Source organism: Bradyrhizobium sp. SUTN9-2, assembly GCF_003122645.1.
GTDB lineage: Bacteria > Pseudomonadota > Alphaproteobacteria > Rhizobiales > Xanthobacteraceae > Bradyrhizobium > Bradyrhizobium yuanmingense.
Genome location: NZ_LAXE01000001.1, coordinates 6,057,468 through 6,072,489 on the forward strand (window position 1 = coordinate 6,057,468; position 15,022 = coordinate 6,072,489).

Consider the following 15,022-nt stretch of genomic DNA (forward strand, 5'->3'; position numbering starts at 1 on the left):
TTAGCCGTAGGCGTAACCCACCTCTTTGCAATCCACGCGGATGGCGCTGGTGGGTTACGCCCTGCGATCGCGCTTCGCGCAATCGCAGCGCTAACCCACCCTACGATAGCAGTGCGAGCGTCTAATGCTTCCCCGGCCCCATATACCCGAACAGGAATCCCGCCACTTTCCGCATCTGGATCTCCTCGCTGCCTTCGGTGATCCGATAACGGCGATGGTGGCGATAGATGTGCTCGAACGGCTTGTGGCGTGAATAGCCCATGCCGCCATGGACCTGCATGGCGCGGTCGGCGGCCTCGCAGCAGAGGCGGTTTGCCCAATAATTGCACATCGAGACCCGGTCGGACAGGGTGCGCTCGATTTGCTCCTCATTGAGCTGGTCCATCTCCCAGGCGGTCTTGCGGATCAAGAGGCGCAGCATCTCGGCTTGGGTCGCAAGCTCGACCAGCGGGAACTGGATCGCCTGGTTCTCGGCCAGCGCCTTGCCGAACGGTTTGCGCTCACGCGCGTATTTCACACTCTCGTTGATGCAGTAGACCGCGGCGCCGAGCGAGCTTGCCGCCTGGCGAATGCGGTTCTGGTGCACGAAGCATTGCGCCAGCGACAGGCCGCGGCCGACCTCGCCAAACAGCGCATCCTCCGGCACGAACACGTCGGTGAAGCTGACGCGCGGATGATCGGTCGGCATGTTGAAGGTCCACATGTACTCCTCGACCTTGACGCCAGGACTCTTGGCCGGCACCAGGAAGCAGGTGATGCCGCGGGCGTCGCCGTCATTGCCGCCAGTGCGCGCGAACAGCGCGCAGTGCGTGGCGACGTGCATGCCGGTCGTCCACATCTTCTCGCCGTTGATGATCCAGCCCTTGACGTTGTCGCGGGTGGCTGCCACCGCGCGCGTCTCCATGTGGGTGGCATCCGATCCGTGATGCGGCTCGGTCAGGCCAAAGGTGATGCGGTACTTGCCCCTGATCGAGCCGTCGATCATCGCCTTCTGGTCGTCGCGGCCGTAGCGGTCGAGCATGGTGACGACGGGGAAGTTGCCGACGATCGAATGCTCGTTCTGGAGGTCGTTGTGCAGGCCGAGACCCTTTGCGGCAAAATGCTCGCGGATCACGGCCATCCAGAGGTTGGAGCCGTCCTTGCCGCCATATTGCTTCGGCACAGGAAAGCGCAAATGCCCGGCGGCATCCGCAAGATCCTTGGCCTTGCGCAGCAGCGCCTCCCATTCGTGACGCGGCAGGCCGCCATTCTCGAAATCGGTGCGCGCCCATTCGCGGCGATGGTCGAAGAAGCGGATATTGTCGTCGGCCTGTTCCAGCGGCTTGATCTCGCGTTCGATGAAACGGTCGAGCTCTCCGAGATAGGCGACGAGATCGGCAGGCAATGAGAAATCCACAGGTTCTCTCCCGGACTGATTTTATCGTTTTGCGTTAAGGCGCTAGGCGCATTCTGCTTGGCTCGATTAAGGTGAGAAGAGCGCGCGCAAGTCAAGCAAGCCGAGACGTGACGGCGATGCAAGGCGCGCCCGCGCAATTCGATGGTGCTCTGGCGCACCCGCACGGTAGTATGGCGCCAATATTCCTTCGAGAGAAAATCCGGGAGCGCGCGATGGAGCTGAAATTTTCCAAGGTGGAACGCAAGGGGCCGATCACGATCGTGACGCTGTCGCGGCCCGAGGTCTACAACGCGCTGCACACCGATGCGCACTTCGAGCTTCAGAAGGTGTTCGACGATTTCTCCGGCGATCCCGAGCAGTGGATCGCGATCGTCACGGGCAGCGGCGATAAGGCGTTCTGCGCCGGCAACGATCTGAAGTGGCAGGCAGCGGGGGGAAAACGCGGCTGGGACAAGGGCGGCTTCGCCGGCCTCACCTCACGCTTCGACTGCGACAAGCCGATCATCGCCGCCGTGAACGGCGTTGCCATGGGCGGCGGCTTCGAGATCGCGCTGGCCTGCGACCTCATCATCGCTTCGGAGAACGCGACCTTCGCCCTGCCCGAGCCGCGCGTCGGCCTTGCCGCGCTCGCCGGCGGCTTGCACCGGCTGCCGCGCCAGATCGGGCTGAAGCGCGCCATGGGCATGATCCTCACCGCGCGCCATGTCAGCGCCAAGGAAGGGCTCGAGCTCGGTTTCGTCAACGAGGTGGTGCCGCAGGGCGAGGCGCTCGCGGCCGCGCTGCGCTGGGCCGAGATGATCGCCAAGAATTCGCCGATGTCGATCCGGGCCTCGAAGCAGGCGATCCAGAAGGGGCTTGGCGTGTCGCTGGAGCAGGCGATCGCGGAGCAGCGGGATTATCCGGCCGTGCAGGCGATGGTCGCCTCGCAGGATTACATCGAGGGCCCGAAGGCGTTTTCCGAGAAGCGGCCGCCGAAATGGGTGGGGAAGTAGGAAACGGGTCTCCCCACTCGTCATTCCGGGGCGCGCCGACAGGCGCGAGCCCGGAATCCATCGAGCGACAGAACGTGCGGATGAATGGATTCCGGGTTCGTCGCTTCGCGACGCCCCGGAATGACAGCGGAGAGAGGAGCGCCCCCTCTCTCAACACTGTCATTGCGAGCGTAGCGAAGCAATCCAGGCTGCCCAGCAGAGACAGTCTGGATTGCTTCGTCGCAAGGGCTCCTCGCAATGACGGGGAGAGAGCTATCCGCCCCGCCCCAGCTCGCGCTTGTAGGACGCGTAGTTCGGCTGATCCACCGCGAGCTTGTCCATCGTGGTCGCCCAGAGATGCTCGGCGAGACCGGGGGTCGCGAGATCGACTTCTCCCCTGGCGATGCGCTCGGCGAGCACGCGGTTGAGTTCGGCGATTGAGCCATCCAGGCCGAGCAGCGCGCGCAGGCGCTCCACCTCCTTCTCATCGCTTCCCTCCTCCCGCGTCAGCTGCCGCGTGACGAGGTCGAGGATGTTGATGGCGACGCGCAGCTTGAAGGCTTGGTGGCCGGAGATCAGCGGCGTGATGTCGCTGCGGAGGAAATCGGCGACTGCCTTGGTCAGCTCGATCGGGGTCGGCTCGTCCTGCATGTGTCAGCTCCCGCGCGGCGCCAGAAGCCGCAACAGATCGATCTCGGTCTCGCTGGCGCGGCGGCCGATCATGGCGCGCTCCATGGAATGGTCGGGCCCCTCGCGAAAGCGCTGCATCATGCCGCCGCACATGATGCCCCAGCGCAGCGTGCCCATCACTTCCCAGAACTTGACGCGCTCAGGGTCGACCTTGCGGCCCGAAGCCTCGTAACCGGCGAACAATTCCTCGCGCGTGCCAAAACCGCCGACGGGCTTGTCGATCTCGCCGAAGCGCCAGGAGTTCACGCAGACCCAGCCGAGGTCCTCCATGGGATCGCCGAGATGGGCGAGCTCCCAGTCGAGCACGGCGCGAACGCCATCCGCGCCGATGATGAGATTGCCGTTGCGGAAATCGCCGTGCACCAGCGTGGTCTCGACTGAGGGACCCGGATCGTGGTCGTGCAGCCAGCGCAGCGCCAGCTCGAACACGGGCTTGGGCCAGTTCAGGCTGCGATAGTCGCGCTCGAACTCGGCAATCTCCTGGATCGCGCCCCTGCTGCGCAACGCAGGCAATTTGTCCTGCGGCAGCCGATGAAGACCTGCGAGAATGCCGCCGATCTGCCGCGCCAGACGCGGCCGCGCCGCCGCATACTCTTGATCGCGAAGAATCTTGCGCGCGATGGTCTCGCCCTCGACGCGCTGCATGATGAAGCCGGTGCCGAGATCGTCCTCCGGCACCAGCACATGCAGGACGCGGGGCGACGGCACGCCGGCCTCATAGGCGAGCTGCATCAACTGCGCTTCCGCGGCAAGACCGGCCGCGCGGGTCGGCGCGGCGCCATAGCCCTTTGGTGAGCGCCGCAGGATCGCGCCGATCGGCCCGTCGGGATGGGAGATGTCGAAGCGCCAGGTTTCCTGGCTGGCGCCGCCGGAGAGCTTTGCCGCACAGGTCGCGCCGGTCGCCCCTTTGCACCAGCGCTGGACGCTGCGTGAAAGCGCCGCCTCGATCATTTGCCCTTGAACTGCGCGGGCCGCTTCTCGAGGAAGGCGCCGACGCCCTCGCGGAAATCCTGGGTGTCGCCGGCGCGGAGCTGGCACTGGAATTCCAGATTGAGCTGATCCTCGAAGGAGTTTTCCGGGCTGTCCCAATAGAGCTTGCGGATCAGCGACAGCGCTACGGTCGGCCCGCTGGCGAGATCGCGCGCCAGCTTCATCGCTTCCTCCATCAAGACGCCGTCATCATAGACGCGGTTGACAAGGCCCCATTCCAGCGCCTTCTCGGCCGGCAGGCGCTCGCCCATCAACGACAATTCGATCGAGCGCGCGCGGCCGACGAGGCGCGGCAACAGCCAGGTCGAGCCGCAATCCGGCACGAGGCCGATGCGGCGGAAGGCCTGCAGGAAATAGGACGAGCGCGCGCATAGGATCATGTCGCCGAGCAGCGCGAAGCTCATGCCGGCGCCGGCGGCCGGGCCATTGACCGCGGTGACGATCGGGCAGTGCAGGTTGCGGATGCGGCGCAGGAAGGGATGAAAGCCGGTCTCCAGCGTAAGGCCGGCCTTGGTCTTCTTCGCCTGGTTGTTGCGGCCTTGCAGATTGGCGCCCGTGCAGAACGCCCGCCCCGCACCGGTCAGCACCACGCAGCGCACCTCGTCCTTCTTCTCCTCGATCGCATCGAGCGCCTCGGAAAGACCGCCCAGCATGTCGACGGAGACCGCGTTCATCACCTCCTGATGGTCGAACTTGAGGATCGCGACCGAGCCATCGAAGTCGAGCGTGACCTGTTTGAACTGCATGGTTTCCTCATCAGTTGCGGCCCGCACCAGTTTCGCAGGCCGGAATTCGTTTTGCCGGGGCGCATATTTGATTTTTGGCGCGGTCTTGTCCATGGTGATCGGAGCATAGCAAGCAATCTTGTGCGCAGCGGCTGATGCGCCGCAGTCAAAAAACAGGAAACGCGCCATGAACCTCTTCGACCTTTCCGGCCGCGTGGCCGTGATCACCGGTGGCAATGGCGGCATCGGGCTCGGTATCGCGCAGGCGCTCGCGGGCCAGGGCTGCAACGTCTCGATCTGGGGCCGCAATGCTGACAAGAACAAGGCCGCTGCCGCGAGCATGGAGGGCCTGTCCGGCAAGGTCGACAGCCGCGTCTGCGACGTCACCGATCCGGCCTCGGTCGCTTCAGCGATGAAGGCGACGCTCGACACCTTCGGCCGGGTCGATGGCTGCTTCGCCAATGCGGGCATCGGCGGCGGTGGCCGGCGCGCCTTCATCGAGCGCACCGAGGAGGAATGGCGCACGATGTTCGCGACCAATCTCGACGGCGTGTTCCACGCGTTCCAGGCCGCCGCCAAGCACATGACGGATCGCGCCAATGCCGGCGATCCCTTTGGCCGGCTGGTCGCGACCTCGAGCCTCGCCTCGATCTTCGGCACGGCGCGCAACGAGCATTATGCCGCGACCAAGGCCGCCATCAACGCGCTGGTGCGCGCGCTCGGCGTCGAGCTGGCACGTCACGGCGTCACCGCCAATGCGATCCTGCCGGGCTGGATCAAGAGCGACATGACCGCAGGGCTCATGGCGAACGACAAGTTCGTAGCCAACGTGATGCCGCGGATTCCGATGCGGCGCTTCGGCGAAGCCTCCGATTTCGGCGGCATCGCGGTGTATCTGATGAGCAAGGCATCGTCGTATCACACCGCGGATACGTTCGTGATCGACGGCGGCTATACCGCGTTTTGATTCTCGTAGCCCGGATGGAGCGCAGCGAATCCGGGACGGCCAAAAGCAAGCAAGACCCGGATTTCGCTCTGCTCCATCCGGGCTACAACACTGAGGGAACGGGCAAATGTTTTCACACGTCATGATCGGTACCAACGACCTGGACAAGGCCAAGGCGTTCTACGACCAACTGCTCGGCACGCTCGAGGTGCGGCCGGCCAGGGTCGACGGCCACCGCATCTTCTACATCACCAAGACCGGAGTGTTCTCGGTATCGAAGCCGATCAACGGGGAGCCGGCGACCTGCGCCAACGGCGGCACGATCGGCTTTGCCGCCAATTCGCCGGAACAGGTCGATGCGTGGCATGCGGCGGGCGTTGCAGCCGGCGCAAAATCGATCGAGGATCCGCCCGGCATTCGCCAGGGCCCGGGCGGCAAGCTCTATCTGGCCTACCTGCGCGATCTCGATGGCAACAAGATCTGCGCGATGCATCGGATGCCGGCTTAAGGCCGACCGGTCTCTCCTCATCATTGCGAGGAGCCCGTGACAAAACTGCGAAGCAATTTTGCACGGGTGCGACGAAGCAATCCAGACTGCCGCCGCGGTAAGATTCTGGATTGCTTCGCTACGCTCGCAATGACGGCGCCCTGGGGATCGGTGGGCGCTAGAGCTGACTTGCGCGTCGCTCCCATTCAAACAACATTTCAAACGGCCTTTGCGATATTCCATCGCATGGCATGGCCTCACGCGTGAAAATGCGCCCTCGCACTTTGCCGGCGCTGCGACTATTCTTGCGCACAACACATTCTAGCGATCCCGGGAGGACCAATGACAAAACACACCTACATTCCCCGCACCACCAACTACACGCTCAATCCCGGCGACGAGCTCAACGACTTGCGGATGTCGGACCAGGTCCGGCCGCTTTACGATCACGTCAAGAAGTTCATCCGCGATACCGTCGAGCCGATGTCGATCGAGTTCGCCAAGGCCGGCGAGAGCAAGGAAGATCGCTGGAGTTTTACGCCGAAGCAGCTCGAGGTGCTGGAGAAGGCCAAGAACAAGGCCAAGCAGGAAGGCCTCTGGAACTTCTTCCTGCCCGATGACGAGACCGGCCAGGGCCTGAAAAATCTCGACTACGCCTATATCGCGGCAGAGCTCGGCAAGAGTCCGCTGGCCTCGGAGACCATGAACTGCTCGGCGCCCGACACCGGCAACATGGAAGTGCTGGAACGGGTCGGCACCAAGGAGCAGAAGGAGAAATGGCTGAAGCCGCTGCTCAACGGCGAGATCCGTTCGGCCTATGTCATGACCGAGCCGAACGTCGCCTCCTCCGACGCCAAGAACATCTCGACCACCGCAAAGCTCGTCGGCGACGAATGGGTGATCAACGGCGAGAAGTACTACATCTCGGGCCTCGGCGATCCCCGCTGCAAGATCCTCATCGTGATGGTGAAGACCAACCCGGACGCGGCGCCGAGCAAGCAGCAGTCGCAGATCCTGGTGCCGCGCGACACGCCCGGCGTCGAGGTGCTCGGTCCCATGTACGTGTTCGGCCAGGACCACGCCCCGCGCGGCCACATGCACATGCGCTTCAACAATGTGCGCGTGCCGAAGGAGAACATCCTGCTCGGCGAAGGCCGTGGCTTCGAGATCTCGCAGCTCCGCCTCGGCCCCGGCCGCATCCATCACTGCATGCGCACCATCGGCAAGGCCGAGAAGGCGCTCGACCTGATGGTGCAGCGTGGCCTCACCCGTGAGGCCTTTGGCAAGAAGATCGCCCATCTCGGCGGCAACATGCAGATCATCGCGCAGGCGCGCTGCGAGATCGAGGCGATGCGGCTGATGGTGCTGAAAGCGGCGAAGGCAATGGACGTGCTCGGCAACAAGGAGGCTCGCGTCTGGGTCTCCATGGTCAAGGCCATGGTGCCCGAGCGCGCCTGCAAGATCATCGATCAGGCCATCCAGATGCACGGCGCCACCGGCATCTCGCACTGGACCCCGCTCGCCGAGATGTACCAGGACGTGCGGCACCTGCGCTTCGCCGACGGTCCGGACGAGGTGCACTGGATGGTGGTGGGCCGCCACGAGCTGAGCATGGCGTAAGGCGCCTTATCTCTTTCCCCTCTCCCCGCTTGCGGGGAGAGGGTGAGGGGGATTCTCCGCGAGGACGGTGACAGTCGGACTTGCGGAGAGCCCCCTCACCCGCCGCGCATTCCGCGCATCGGCCTCTTCCCGCAGGCGGGGAGAGGCGAAGAAAGCCGAGGAGCCCCAATGGACTACGCCGCCAGCGAGCTGACGCCACGCGAGCGCTACAAGGTGCTGACGTCCTTCATTCTGCCGCGGCCGATCGCGTGGGTGACCACGCTCGGGCCGACCGGCGTGGTCAACGCCGCCCCGTTCAGCTTCTTCAACGCCTTCTGCGAGGATCCGCCGCTCTGCATGTTCGCGGCCAACCGCAAGCCGAACGGCGAGGACAAGGACACGTTTCTCAACATCCAGCGCACCGGTGAATTCGTGGTCAACCTCACGGACGAGCCGCTGGCGCGGGCGATGCACGAGAGCAGCGGCGATTTTCCGCCTGAGATCAGCGAGCCCGATTATCTCGGGCTGAAGCTTGCGCCCTCGACGAAGATCGGGGTGCCACGGCTAGCTGACACGCCCTGGGCGATGGAGTGCAAGCTCTGGAAGCTGATCGACGTCAACGACGATCGCCGGCTGATCATGGGCGAAGGCCTCCACTTCCACATCCGCGACGAGCTCTGGGACGACAAGGCGATGCGGGTGCACATGGACCGCTATCACCCGATCGGCCGCATGTTCGCCGACCGTTACTGCCGCACCGATGACCGCGTGGTGTTTCCGGCGGCGGAGGGCATGAAGAAATAGGCCGCAGCAACGGTGCGCTCCCTCGCCCCATTCCTACGGGGCCGCGACGAGCTTGGCTCGCGCTGAGAGGGTTGGGGTGAGGGGCCTTTCTCCACGCGCGAGACTGTCGAGGGACCTGTACCCCCTCACCCGAATTCGATCTGCGATCGAATTCGACTTCTCCCCACTTGCGGGGAGAGGTGATGAACCCGTTAGCTACGTCGCGGGCACGAGCTTGTCCTGGGTCTTGGTCTCGAAGTCGCTCGCGTCGTGGCGCTCGTGGAGCTGGCTGGCGGGATCGCCGGAGACCCGGTTGACCATGCGGCCGCGCTTCACGGCGGGGCGCTGCGCAATCTGGTCGGTCCAGCGCTGCACGTTCCTGTAGTCCTGCACCGACAGAAATTCGCCGGCGCCATAGACGAGCCCCTTGGCGAGCGCGCCATACCAGGGCCACACCGCCATGTCGGCGATGGTGTAGTCCTTGCCCGCGAGATATTCGTTGTCAGCGAGACGCCGGTCGAGCACGTCGAGCTGGCGCTTGGTCTCCATTGCGAAACGGTCGATGGCGTATTCGATCTTGGTCGGCGCATAGGCATAGAAATGGCCGAAGCCGCCGCCGAGATAGGGCGCGCTGCCCATTTGCCAGAACAGCCAGGACATCGCCTCGGTGCGGGCCTTGACGTCCTTCGGCAGGAAGGCGCCGAACTTCTCGGCGAGGTAGAACAGGATCGAGCCTGACTCGAACACCCGGACAGGCTCGGGGCCGGAACGGTCCATCAGCGCCGGGATCTTGGAATTCGGATTAATGTCCACGAAGCCGCTGCCGAACTGGTCGCCATTGCCGATCCTGATCAGCCAGGCGTCATATTCGGCGCCCTTGTGGCCGAGCGCCAGGAGCTCCTCCAGCATCACGGTGACCTTGACCCCGTTCGGCGTCGCCAGCGAGTAGAGCTGAAGCGGGTGCTTGCCGACCGGCAGCTCCTTGTCGTGGGTGGGGCCGGCAATGGGTCGGTTGATGTTGGCGAATTGCCCGCCGTTCTCCTTGTTCCAGGTCCAGACTTTGGGCGGCACGTAAGGGGCGTCGGTCATGCGGGGCTCCGGGCAAAAAGATGCGTCTGCATTAATTAGCCCGCAAACGGCCGATGACAAGGGCGCCACAATGCATTGCCGGATGGGACAACTCTGCGTTTTGTCATGGCAGCCCCTCCCCTCCGTCATTCCGGGGTGCCCGCAGGGCCTGCGGCGCGCGGATAGAGCGACGTCTATACACAAGATGCCTCGCCAGATCCGGCATGTCATCGATCCGCTAGCGTCACTTTGCTTTGCCCGCGAAAGCAACGAGAATGCGAAGCCTGCCGCCGGGAGAGAGCCATGAAATCGCCGATCTGCGACATGCTGGGGATCGAATTCCCGCTGCTCGCCTTCAGCCATTGCCGCGACGTCGTTGCCGCCGTCAGCCGCGCCGGCGGCTTCGGCGTGCTGGGCGCGACCGTGCATACGCCGGATACGCTCGAGCGTGAGCTGAAATGGATCGACGATCACGTCGACGGCAAGCCCTACGGCATCGACGTGCTGATCCCGGAAAACATCTCGACGGCCGGCGAGAAGGACGTCACCTGGAAGAGCCTGGAAGCGCGCGTGCCGCAGGAGCACCGCAACTACACGCGCGATCTCCTGAAGAAGTACGACATCGAGCTGACCACCACCGAGGTCGCGGACAACCAGCCGCAGCCGTTCGACGGCAAGACCGCGCTTCAGCTGCTCGAGGTCTCCTTCAATCATCCGATCCGCCTGATCGCCAATGCGCTGGGCGTGCCGCCGAAGGCGATGATCGAGATGGGCAAGAAGCACGGCGTGCCGGTTGCAGCGCTGGTCGGCGCCAAGGAGCACGCGCTGCGCCAGGTCGCGGCCGGCGTCGATATTCTCGTCGTGCAGGGCACCGAGGCCGGCGGCCATTGCGGCGAGGTCTCGACCATGGTGCTGGTGCCGGAGGTGATCAAGGCGATCAAGACTATCCGAGACGTGCCGGTGCTGGCGGCCGGCGGCATCATGACGGGGCGGCAGATGGCGGCCTGCATGGCGATGGGCGCGGCCGGCGTCTGGACCGGCTCGGTGTGGCTGGCCACGGTCGAGTCCGAGACAAGCGAGATCTTTCGCGAGAAGATGATCGCGGCATCCTCGCGCGATGCGGTGCGCTCGAAGGGCCGCACCGGCAAGCCGGCCCGGCAGCTCCGCTCAGTCTGGAGCGACGCCTGGGACCGCGCGCCGGATAGCCCGGGCGCGCTGCCGATGCCGCTGCAAAGCATCATTAGCCGCGACGCCTTCCATTCGATCGACCGTGCCGCTGCGGGCGGCAACGCCAGGGCGCGCGATCTCGTCAGCTATTTCGTCGGCCAGGGCGTCGGCCTGATCGACAGCGTCAAGTCGGCGGGTGCGGTGGTACAGGAGTTCAAGCAGGATTTCGCCGAAGCCGTCGAGCACATGAATGCGCTGGTGGCGGAGTGACGATCCCACTTGTCATTGCGAGCGCAGCGAAGCAATCCAGACTGCCTCCGCGGAAAGATCCTGGATTGCTTCGCTGCGCTCGCAATGACGAACAACTGACATCGTGAACTGAAGCAAGAAGAAATGACCAATATCCCCGAAGACCGCATCCCCGTCATCGTCGGCATCGGCGAGATCGTCGATCGCCCGAAGGAGATCGCCGAGGGTCTCGAACCGCTCGACCTGCTCGAACAGGCGCTGCGGCGGGCTGAACAAGACGCCGGCGCAAAGCTGCTCGGCGAGGTGCAATCGCTCGACGTCGTCAATTTCCTGAGCTGGCGCTATCGCGATCCGGAGCAGCTTTTGGCTCAGCGCCTCGGCATCTCGCCCGCGCATTGCTATTACGGCCCAGTCGGCGGCGAGAGCCCGATCCGCTACATCCACGAGGCGGCCAAGCGCATCGCGCGCGGCGAGTGCAGCGTGGCGGCGGTGTGCGGCGCGGAAGCGCAATCGAGCGCTACCAAGGCGGAGCGCGCCGGCGTCAAGCTGCCGTGGACGCCGTTCGCCCATGACGTCGAGGAACCCAAGCGCGGCGCGGCGTTCCAGAAGCCCTTAGCAGTGAAGCTCGGCGTATTTCGGCCTGTGACCGTCTATCCGTTCTATGAGGCGGCCTCCTCGGCGCATTGGGGGCAGACGCCGCGCGAAGCCATGGCGGAATCAGGCACGCTGTGGTCGCGCTATTCGGAAGCCGCCGCGGAGAATCCATACGCCTGGCTGAAGCGGCGTTATGCGCCGGAGGAGATCACGACGCCGACCGCAGACAACCGGCTGATCGCCTGGCCCTACAACAAGCTGATGGTGGCCAATCCCAGCGTCAACATGGGCGGTGCGCTGCTCTTCACCAGTCTCGCCAAGGCACGCGCGGCCGGGATCGCCGAAGACAAACTGGTCTACCCGCTCGGCGGTGCCTCGGCGGAAGAGCCGCGCGACTATCTGATGCGCGACCAGTTTTACGAGAGCCACCCGCAGAATGCCGTGCTCAAGAGCGTGATGGACCTCGCCGGCGGCGACCGCAAGACCTTCGACGCGATCGAGCTCTACAGCTGCTTCCCCTGCGTGCCCAAGATGGCGCGGCGGACGCTGGGCTTGGGCCCCGACGTGCAGCCGACCGTGACCGGTGGCCTCACCTTCTTCGGCGCGCCGCTCAACACCTACATGACGCATGCGGCTTGCGCGATGGTGCGGCGACTGCGCGACGGCGCCAAGCTCGGCCTGCTCTATGGCCAGGGCGGCTTCGTCACCAAGCACCACGCGCTGGTGGTGTCGAAGACGGCGCCGCGCGAGGCGCTGGTGCAGGAAACGAGCGTGCAGGCCGAGGCGGACCGCAACAAGCGCGCGGTGCCGGAGTTCGTCACGGAGACCACGGGCAAGGGCACGGTCGAGAGCTTCACCGTGCTTTACGGCCGCGGCGGCAATATCGAGCATGGCGTCGTGATGCTGCGGACAGAGGACGATCGCCGCACGCTGGCGCGGGTCCCGGCGAGCGACGGCGCGACGCTGGCGCATCTGCTCGCCATGGATCGCACCCCGGTCGGCTCGCTCGGCGAAATCGCTATGGCAGAAGATAACGTGCCCGAGTGGCGGGTGGCGTGATCTCGTAGGGTGGGCAAAGCGAAGCGTGCCCACGGCCTTCGTGTGATCCGGAAAGAATGGTGGGCACGGCGCAAGAGCGCCTTTGCCCACCCTACGAGATCTCAGCCCTTCGGCGCCTGTTTTTCCGACGCGGTCGAGAGTCAGGCGGCGCGAACCGAGTTCAGGAACTTGCCGACCTCGAGCTTGAGGCGGTTGGAATCGCGGGACAGCATCTGGGCCGCCGACAGGACCTGCGTGGACGCTGATCCCGTCTCCGAGGCGCCGCGCTGCACGTCGCCGACGTTGGACGAGACCTGCTGGGTGCCCAGGGCGGCCTGCTGCACGTTGCGGGCGATCTCCTGGGTCGCTGCGCCCTGCTGCTGCACGGCCGTCGCGATGGCCGAAGCGATCTCCGACAGACGCGCGATGGTGCCGCTGATCTCCCCGATGGCGCTGACCGAATCCTGCGTCGCCGCCTGGATGCCGCCGACCTGCTGGCCGATCTCGCCGGTGGCCTTGGCCGTCTGCTCGGCGAGCGCCTTGACCTCGGAGGCCACCACCGCGAAGCCGCGGCCGGCTTCGCCAGCCCGCGCCGCCTCGATGGTAGCGTTGAGTGCCAGCAGGTTGGTCTGGCCGGCAATCGCATTGATGAGCTCGACGACATCGCCGATCCGCGCCGCAGCCCGCGACAGCTCGCTAACACGCTCGGTGGTGGCATGCGCCTGGCTGACCGCCTCGCTGGCGATCCGGGAGGAATCCTGCACCTGCCGCCCGATCTCGCGCACCGAGGACGACATCTCCTCGGCAGCCGAAGCCACCGAATGGACATTGCTGGAGGCGGCCTCCGAGCCGGACGCGACCACCGTGGCTAGCTCCTGCGCCCGGCCCGCGGTCGAGGACAGGGTCGAGGCCGATGCCTCGAGCTCGGTCGCGGCGGCCGATACGGTCTCGACGATTTCCCCGATCGCCGCCTCGAAACCGTCGGCAAGCTTGGTCATGTCGGCCTTTCGCTGCGCCTCGGCGCGGCGCTGCACCGCCTGCACCTCGTCGCGGCTGAAACGGACGATGGTCTGCACGGTCTGAAGGTTGCGCAGCGCCTCGCCGATCTCGTCGTCGCGCTCGATCACGATGCGATTGTCAAGCTTGTCCTGCACGAGGTTGACCAGCGTGTCGTTGAGCTGCCGCATCGGTCCCTGAATAGCACGCATGATCGCAAGGCCTGCGAAGCCGACGATGGCCGCACCGGCGACAGCCAGCAGCGACAGGATCAGGCTGGTCGAACCGCCGGTGGCGACCGCGCCACCGATGCCGAGCGCGAGCATGAACAGCGACTGCAGCACCATCATCGTGACCAGGCGCGCCTTCAGCGTCCCGGTAAAGATGCTGAAGTGGTCGAGCCAGGAGCGGCGGCGGATGATGCCGGCGTCGATGCGATAGCCATGCGGCTTCTTCTCGCGGATGGCGGCATAGACCTCTTCGGCGAGCTTGCGCTGGTCGGCCGGCAGCTTGGTGCGGATCGACGTATAGCCCTTGACCTCGCCGTTCTCGCGGATCGGAGAAGCCGTCGCCAGCACCCAATAGAAGTCGCCGTTCTTGCGGCGGTTCTTGACTGCGCCGAGCCAGGGCTTGCCGGCCTTCAGCGTGTCCCAGAGATTGTCGAATGCCTCCGGCGGCATGTCCGGGTGACGAACGATATTGTGCGGCTGGCCCATCAGTTCCGCGGACGTGAAGCCGGCGGCCGCGAGGAAGTCCTCGTTGAAGTAGGCGAGCTTGCCCTTCAGGTCGGTCCGCGAAACGATCAACGTCTCATCACTGACCGGATATTCAACGGTGGTGACGGGAAGATTCTTGCGCATCAGAGCCCCCAAACAATGCGATATGCGTTCATTCCAGACAGGACGGCCGCTGTTCGAGGCGTCTTCCCTCAATTCTCGTAAGGCGAATTTAACTATCCATGAAATGGGCGCCCCGTATGTTTACGGTCGGCTCCCCATGATCCTACCGCCAGACGACATCACGCTACCGCAGAAAAAAAAGAGCGGCGCATTTGGCACCGCTCCTGGTTTGATCAATCCACGGCCGCGCCTTACGCGGCGCGGACGTTGGTCAGGAACTTGCTGACCTCGCTCTTCAGCCGGCTCGAATCGTTCGACAACATCTGCGCCGCCGACAGCACCTGCGAGGAGGCCGTGCCGGTCTCGGTTGCGCCGCGCTGCACGTCCGTGATGTTGGACGACACCTGCTGGGTGCCCTGCGCCGCCTGCTGCACGTTGCGGGCAATCTCCTGCGTCGCGGCGCCCTGCTCTTCCACCGCAGCGG

At 64.9% G+C, this 15,022-nt stretch carries 13 protein-coding genes and 1 pseudogene; 7 read left to right on the forward strand and 7 right to left on the reverse strand.

The annotated features are described in order from the left end of the window. Positions 1-121: 121 nt before the first annotated feature. Positions 122-1,396 carry an acyl-CoA dehydrogenase family protein gene (locus tag XF30_RS28025; protein WP_109144465.1) on the reverse strand — a complete coding sequence of 425 codons (1,275 nt, stop codon included), beginning with the start codon at positions 1,394-1,396 and terminating at the stop codon, positions 122-124. 212 nt (positions 1,397-1,608) lie between these two features. Here XF30_RS28025 and XF30_RS28030 point away from each other — a divergent pair, with 212 nt between their 5' ends. Beyond that, positions 1,609-2,388, forward strand: a complete 780-nt coding sequence (locus XF30_RS28030) for an enoyl-CoA hydratase-related protein (RefSeq protein WP_109144466.1) — start codon at positions 1,609-1,611, stop codon at positions 2,386-2,388. Between the two features lie 252 nt (positions 2,389-2,640). Here XF30_RS28030 and XF30_RS28035 read toward each other — a convergent pair whose 3' ends face one another. Genes XF30_RS28035 through XF30_RS28045 form a run of 3 tightly spaced genes read right to left on the reverse strand, consistent with a single transcriptional unit; the run spans position 2,641 to position 4,793 of the window. Continuing rightward, on the reverse strand, positions 2,641-3,018 hold the full coding sequence (locus XF30_RS28035) for a DUF6285 domain-containing protein (protein ID WP_109144467.1): 378 nt from the start codon (positions 3,016-3,018) through the stop codon (positions 2,641-2,643). A gap of 3 nt (positions 3,019-3,021) precedes the next feature. Further along, positions 3,022-4,008, reverse strand: a complete 987-nt coding sequence (locus XF30_RS28040) for a phosphotransferase family protein (protein ID WP_109144468.1) — start codon at positions 4,006-4,008, stop codon at positions 3,022-3,024. Next, a complete protein-coding gene (locus tag XF30_RS28045; RefSeq protein WP_109145878.1) occupies positions 4,005-4,793 on the reverse strand; it encodes an enoyl-CoA hydratase/isomerase in 789 nt (262 codons plus the stop codon). The genes XF30_RS28040 and XF30_RS28045 overlap by 4 nt, the downstream gene beginning before the upstream one ends. A gap of 166 nt (positions 4,794-4,959) precedes the next feature. On the opposite strand from XF30_RS28045, the gene XF30_RS28050 reads away from it, so the two are divergent. From XF30_RS28050 to XF30_RS28065, 4 genes are all read left to right on the forward strand, one after another. Further along, complete coding sequence (locus XF30_RS28050) at positions 4,960-5,739, forward strand: SDR family NAD(P)-dependent oxidoreductase (RefSeq protein WP_036044683.1); 780 nt, start codon at positions 4,960-4,962, stop codon at positions 5,737-5,739. Positions 5,740-5,845: 106 nt separating this feature from the next. Next, a complete protein-coding gene (locus tag XF30_RS28055) occupies positions 5,846-6,226 on the forward strand; it encodes a VOC family protein (RefSeq protein WP_109144469.1) in 381 nt (126 codons plus the stop codon). Positions 6,227-6,547: 321 nt separating this feature from the next. Continuing rightward, entirely contained in the window at positions 6,548-7,825 is a 1,278-nt protein-coding gene (locus tag XF30_RS28060; protein ID WP_109144470.1) for an acyl-CoA dehydrogenase family protein, read from the forward strand. A 168-nt stretch (positions 7,826-7,993) separates the two neighbouring features. After that, positions 7,994-8,608 (forward strand): flavin reductase family protein, encoded by a 615-nt coding sequence (locus XF30_RS28065; protein ID WP_036016244.1) that lies wholly within the window; start codon positions 7,994-7,996, stop codon positions 8,606-8,608. Between the two features lie 195 nt (positions 8,609-8,803). Here the strand turns inward: XF30_RS28065 and yghU are convergent, their stop codons facing one another. Beyond that, a complete protein-coding gene (gene yghU / locus XF30_RS28070) occupies positions 8,804-9,676 on the reverse strand; it encodes a glutathione-dependent disulfide-bond oxidoreductase (RefSeq protein WP_109144471.1) in 873 nt (290 codons plus the stop codon). 282 nt (positions 9,677-9,958) lie between these two features. On the opposite strand from yghU, the gene XF30_RS28075 reads away from it, so the two are divergent. Together XF30_RS28075 and XF30_RS28080 are read left to right on the forward strand one after the other, a co-directional pair. Continuing rightward, positions 9,959-11,092, forward strand: a complete 1,134-nt coding sequence (locus tag XF30_RS28075; protein WP_109144472.1) for a nitronate monooxygenase — start codon at positions 9,959-9,961, stop codon at positions 11,090-11,092. Positions 11,093-11,215: 123 nt separating this feature from the next. Then, positions 11,216-12,724, forward strand: a complete 1,509-nt coding sequence (locus XF30_RS28080; protein WP_109144473.1) for an acetyl-CoA acetyltransferase — start codon at positions 11,216-11,218, stop codon at positions 12,722-12,724. 140 nt (positions 12,725-12,864) lie between these two features. On the opposite strand, the gene XF30_RS28090 is transcribed toward XF30_RS28080, so the two are convergent. Both XF30_RS28090 and XF30_RS28095 read right to left on the reverse strand, forming a co-directional pair. Then, positions 12,865-14,559, reverse strand: coding sequence for a methyl-accepting chemotaxis protein (locus tag XF30_RS28090; protein ID WP_109144474.1), 1,695 nt, complete (start codon positions 14,557-14,559; stop codon positions 12,865-12,867). A 230-nt stretch (positions 14,560-14,789) separates the two neighbouring features. Then, positions 14,790-15,022: pseudogene (locus tag XF30_RS28095) on the reverse strand (methyl-accepting chemotaxis protein); the annotation flags it as partial.

What these genes read in the sequence shown, in the direction of transcription:
- XF30_RS28030 (WP_109144466.1), top strand. Translation starts at nt 1,609, where the DNA reads ATGGAGCTGAAATTTTCCAAGGTGGAACGCAAGGGGCCGATCACGATC.
- XF30_RS28035 (WP_109144467.1), bottom strand. Translation starts at nt 3,018, where the DNA reads ATGCAGGACGAGCCGACCCCGATCGAGCTGACCAAGGCAGTCGCCGAT.
- XF30_RS28040 (WP_109144468.1), bottom strand. Translation starts at nt 4,008, where the DNA reads ATGATCGAGGCGGCGCTTTCACGCAGCGTCCAGCGCTGGTGCAAAGGG.
- XF30_RS28045 (WP_109145878.1), bottom strand. Translation starts at nt 4,793, where the DNA reads ATGCAGTTCAAACAGGTCACGCTCGACTTCGATGGCTCGGTCGCGATC.
- XF30_RS28050 (WP_036044683.1), top strand. Translation starts at nt 4,960, where the DNA reads ATGAACCTCTTCGACCTTTCCGGCCGCGTGGCCGTGATCACCGGTGGC.
- XF30_RS28055 (WP_109144469.1), top strand. Translation starts at nt 5,846, where the DNA reads ATGTTTTCACACGTCATGATCGGTACCAACGACCTGGACAAGGCCAAG.
- XF30_RS28060 (WP_109144470.1), top strand. Translation starts at nt 6,548, where the DNA reads ATGACAAAACACACCTACATTCCCCGCACCACCAACTACACGCTCAAT.
- XF30_RS28065 (WP_036016244.1), top strand. Translation starts at nt 7,994, where the DNA reads ATGGACTACGCCGCCAGCGAGCTGACGCCACGCGAGCGCTACAAGGTG.
- yghU (WP_109144471.1), bottom strand. Translation starts at nt 9,676, where the DNA reads ATGACCGACGCCCCTTACGTGCCGCCCAAAGTCTGGACCTGGAACAAG.
- XF30_RS28075 (WP_109144472.1), top strand. Translation starts at nt 9,959, where the DNA reads ATGAAATCGCCGATCTGCGACATGCTGGGGATCGAATTCCCGCTGCTC.
- XF30_RS28080 (WP_109144473.1), top strand. Translation starts at nt 11,216, where the DNA reads ATGACCAATATCCCCGAAGACCGCATCCCCGTCATCGTCGGCATCGGC.
- XF30_RS28090 (WP_109144474.1), bottom strand. Translation starts at nt 14,559, where the DNA reads ATGCGCAAGAATCTTCCCGTCACCACCGTTGAATATCCGGTCAGTGAT.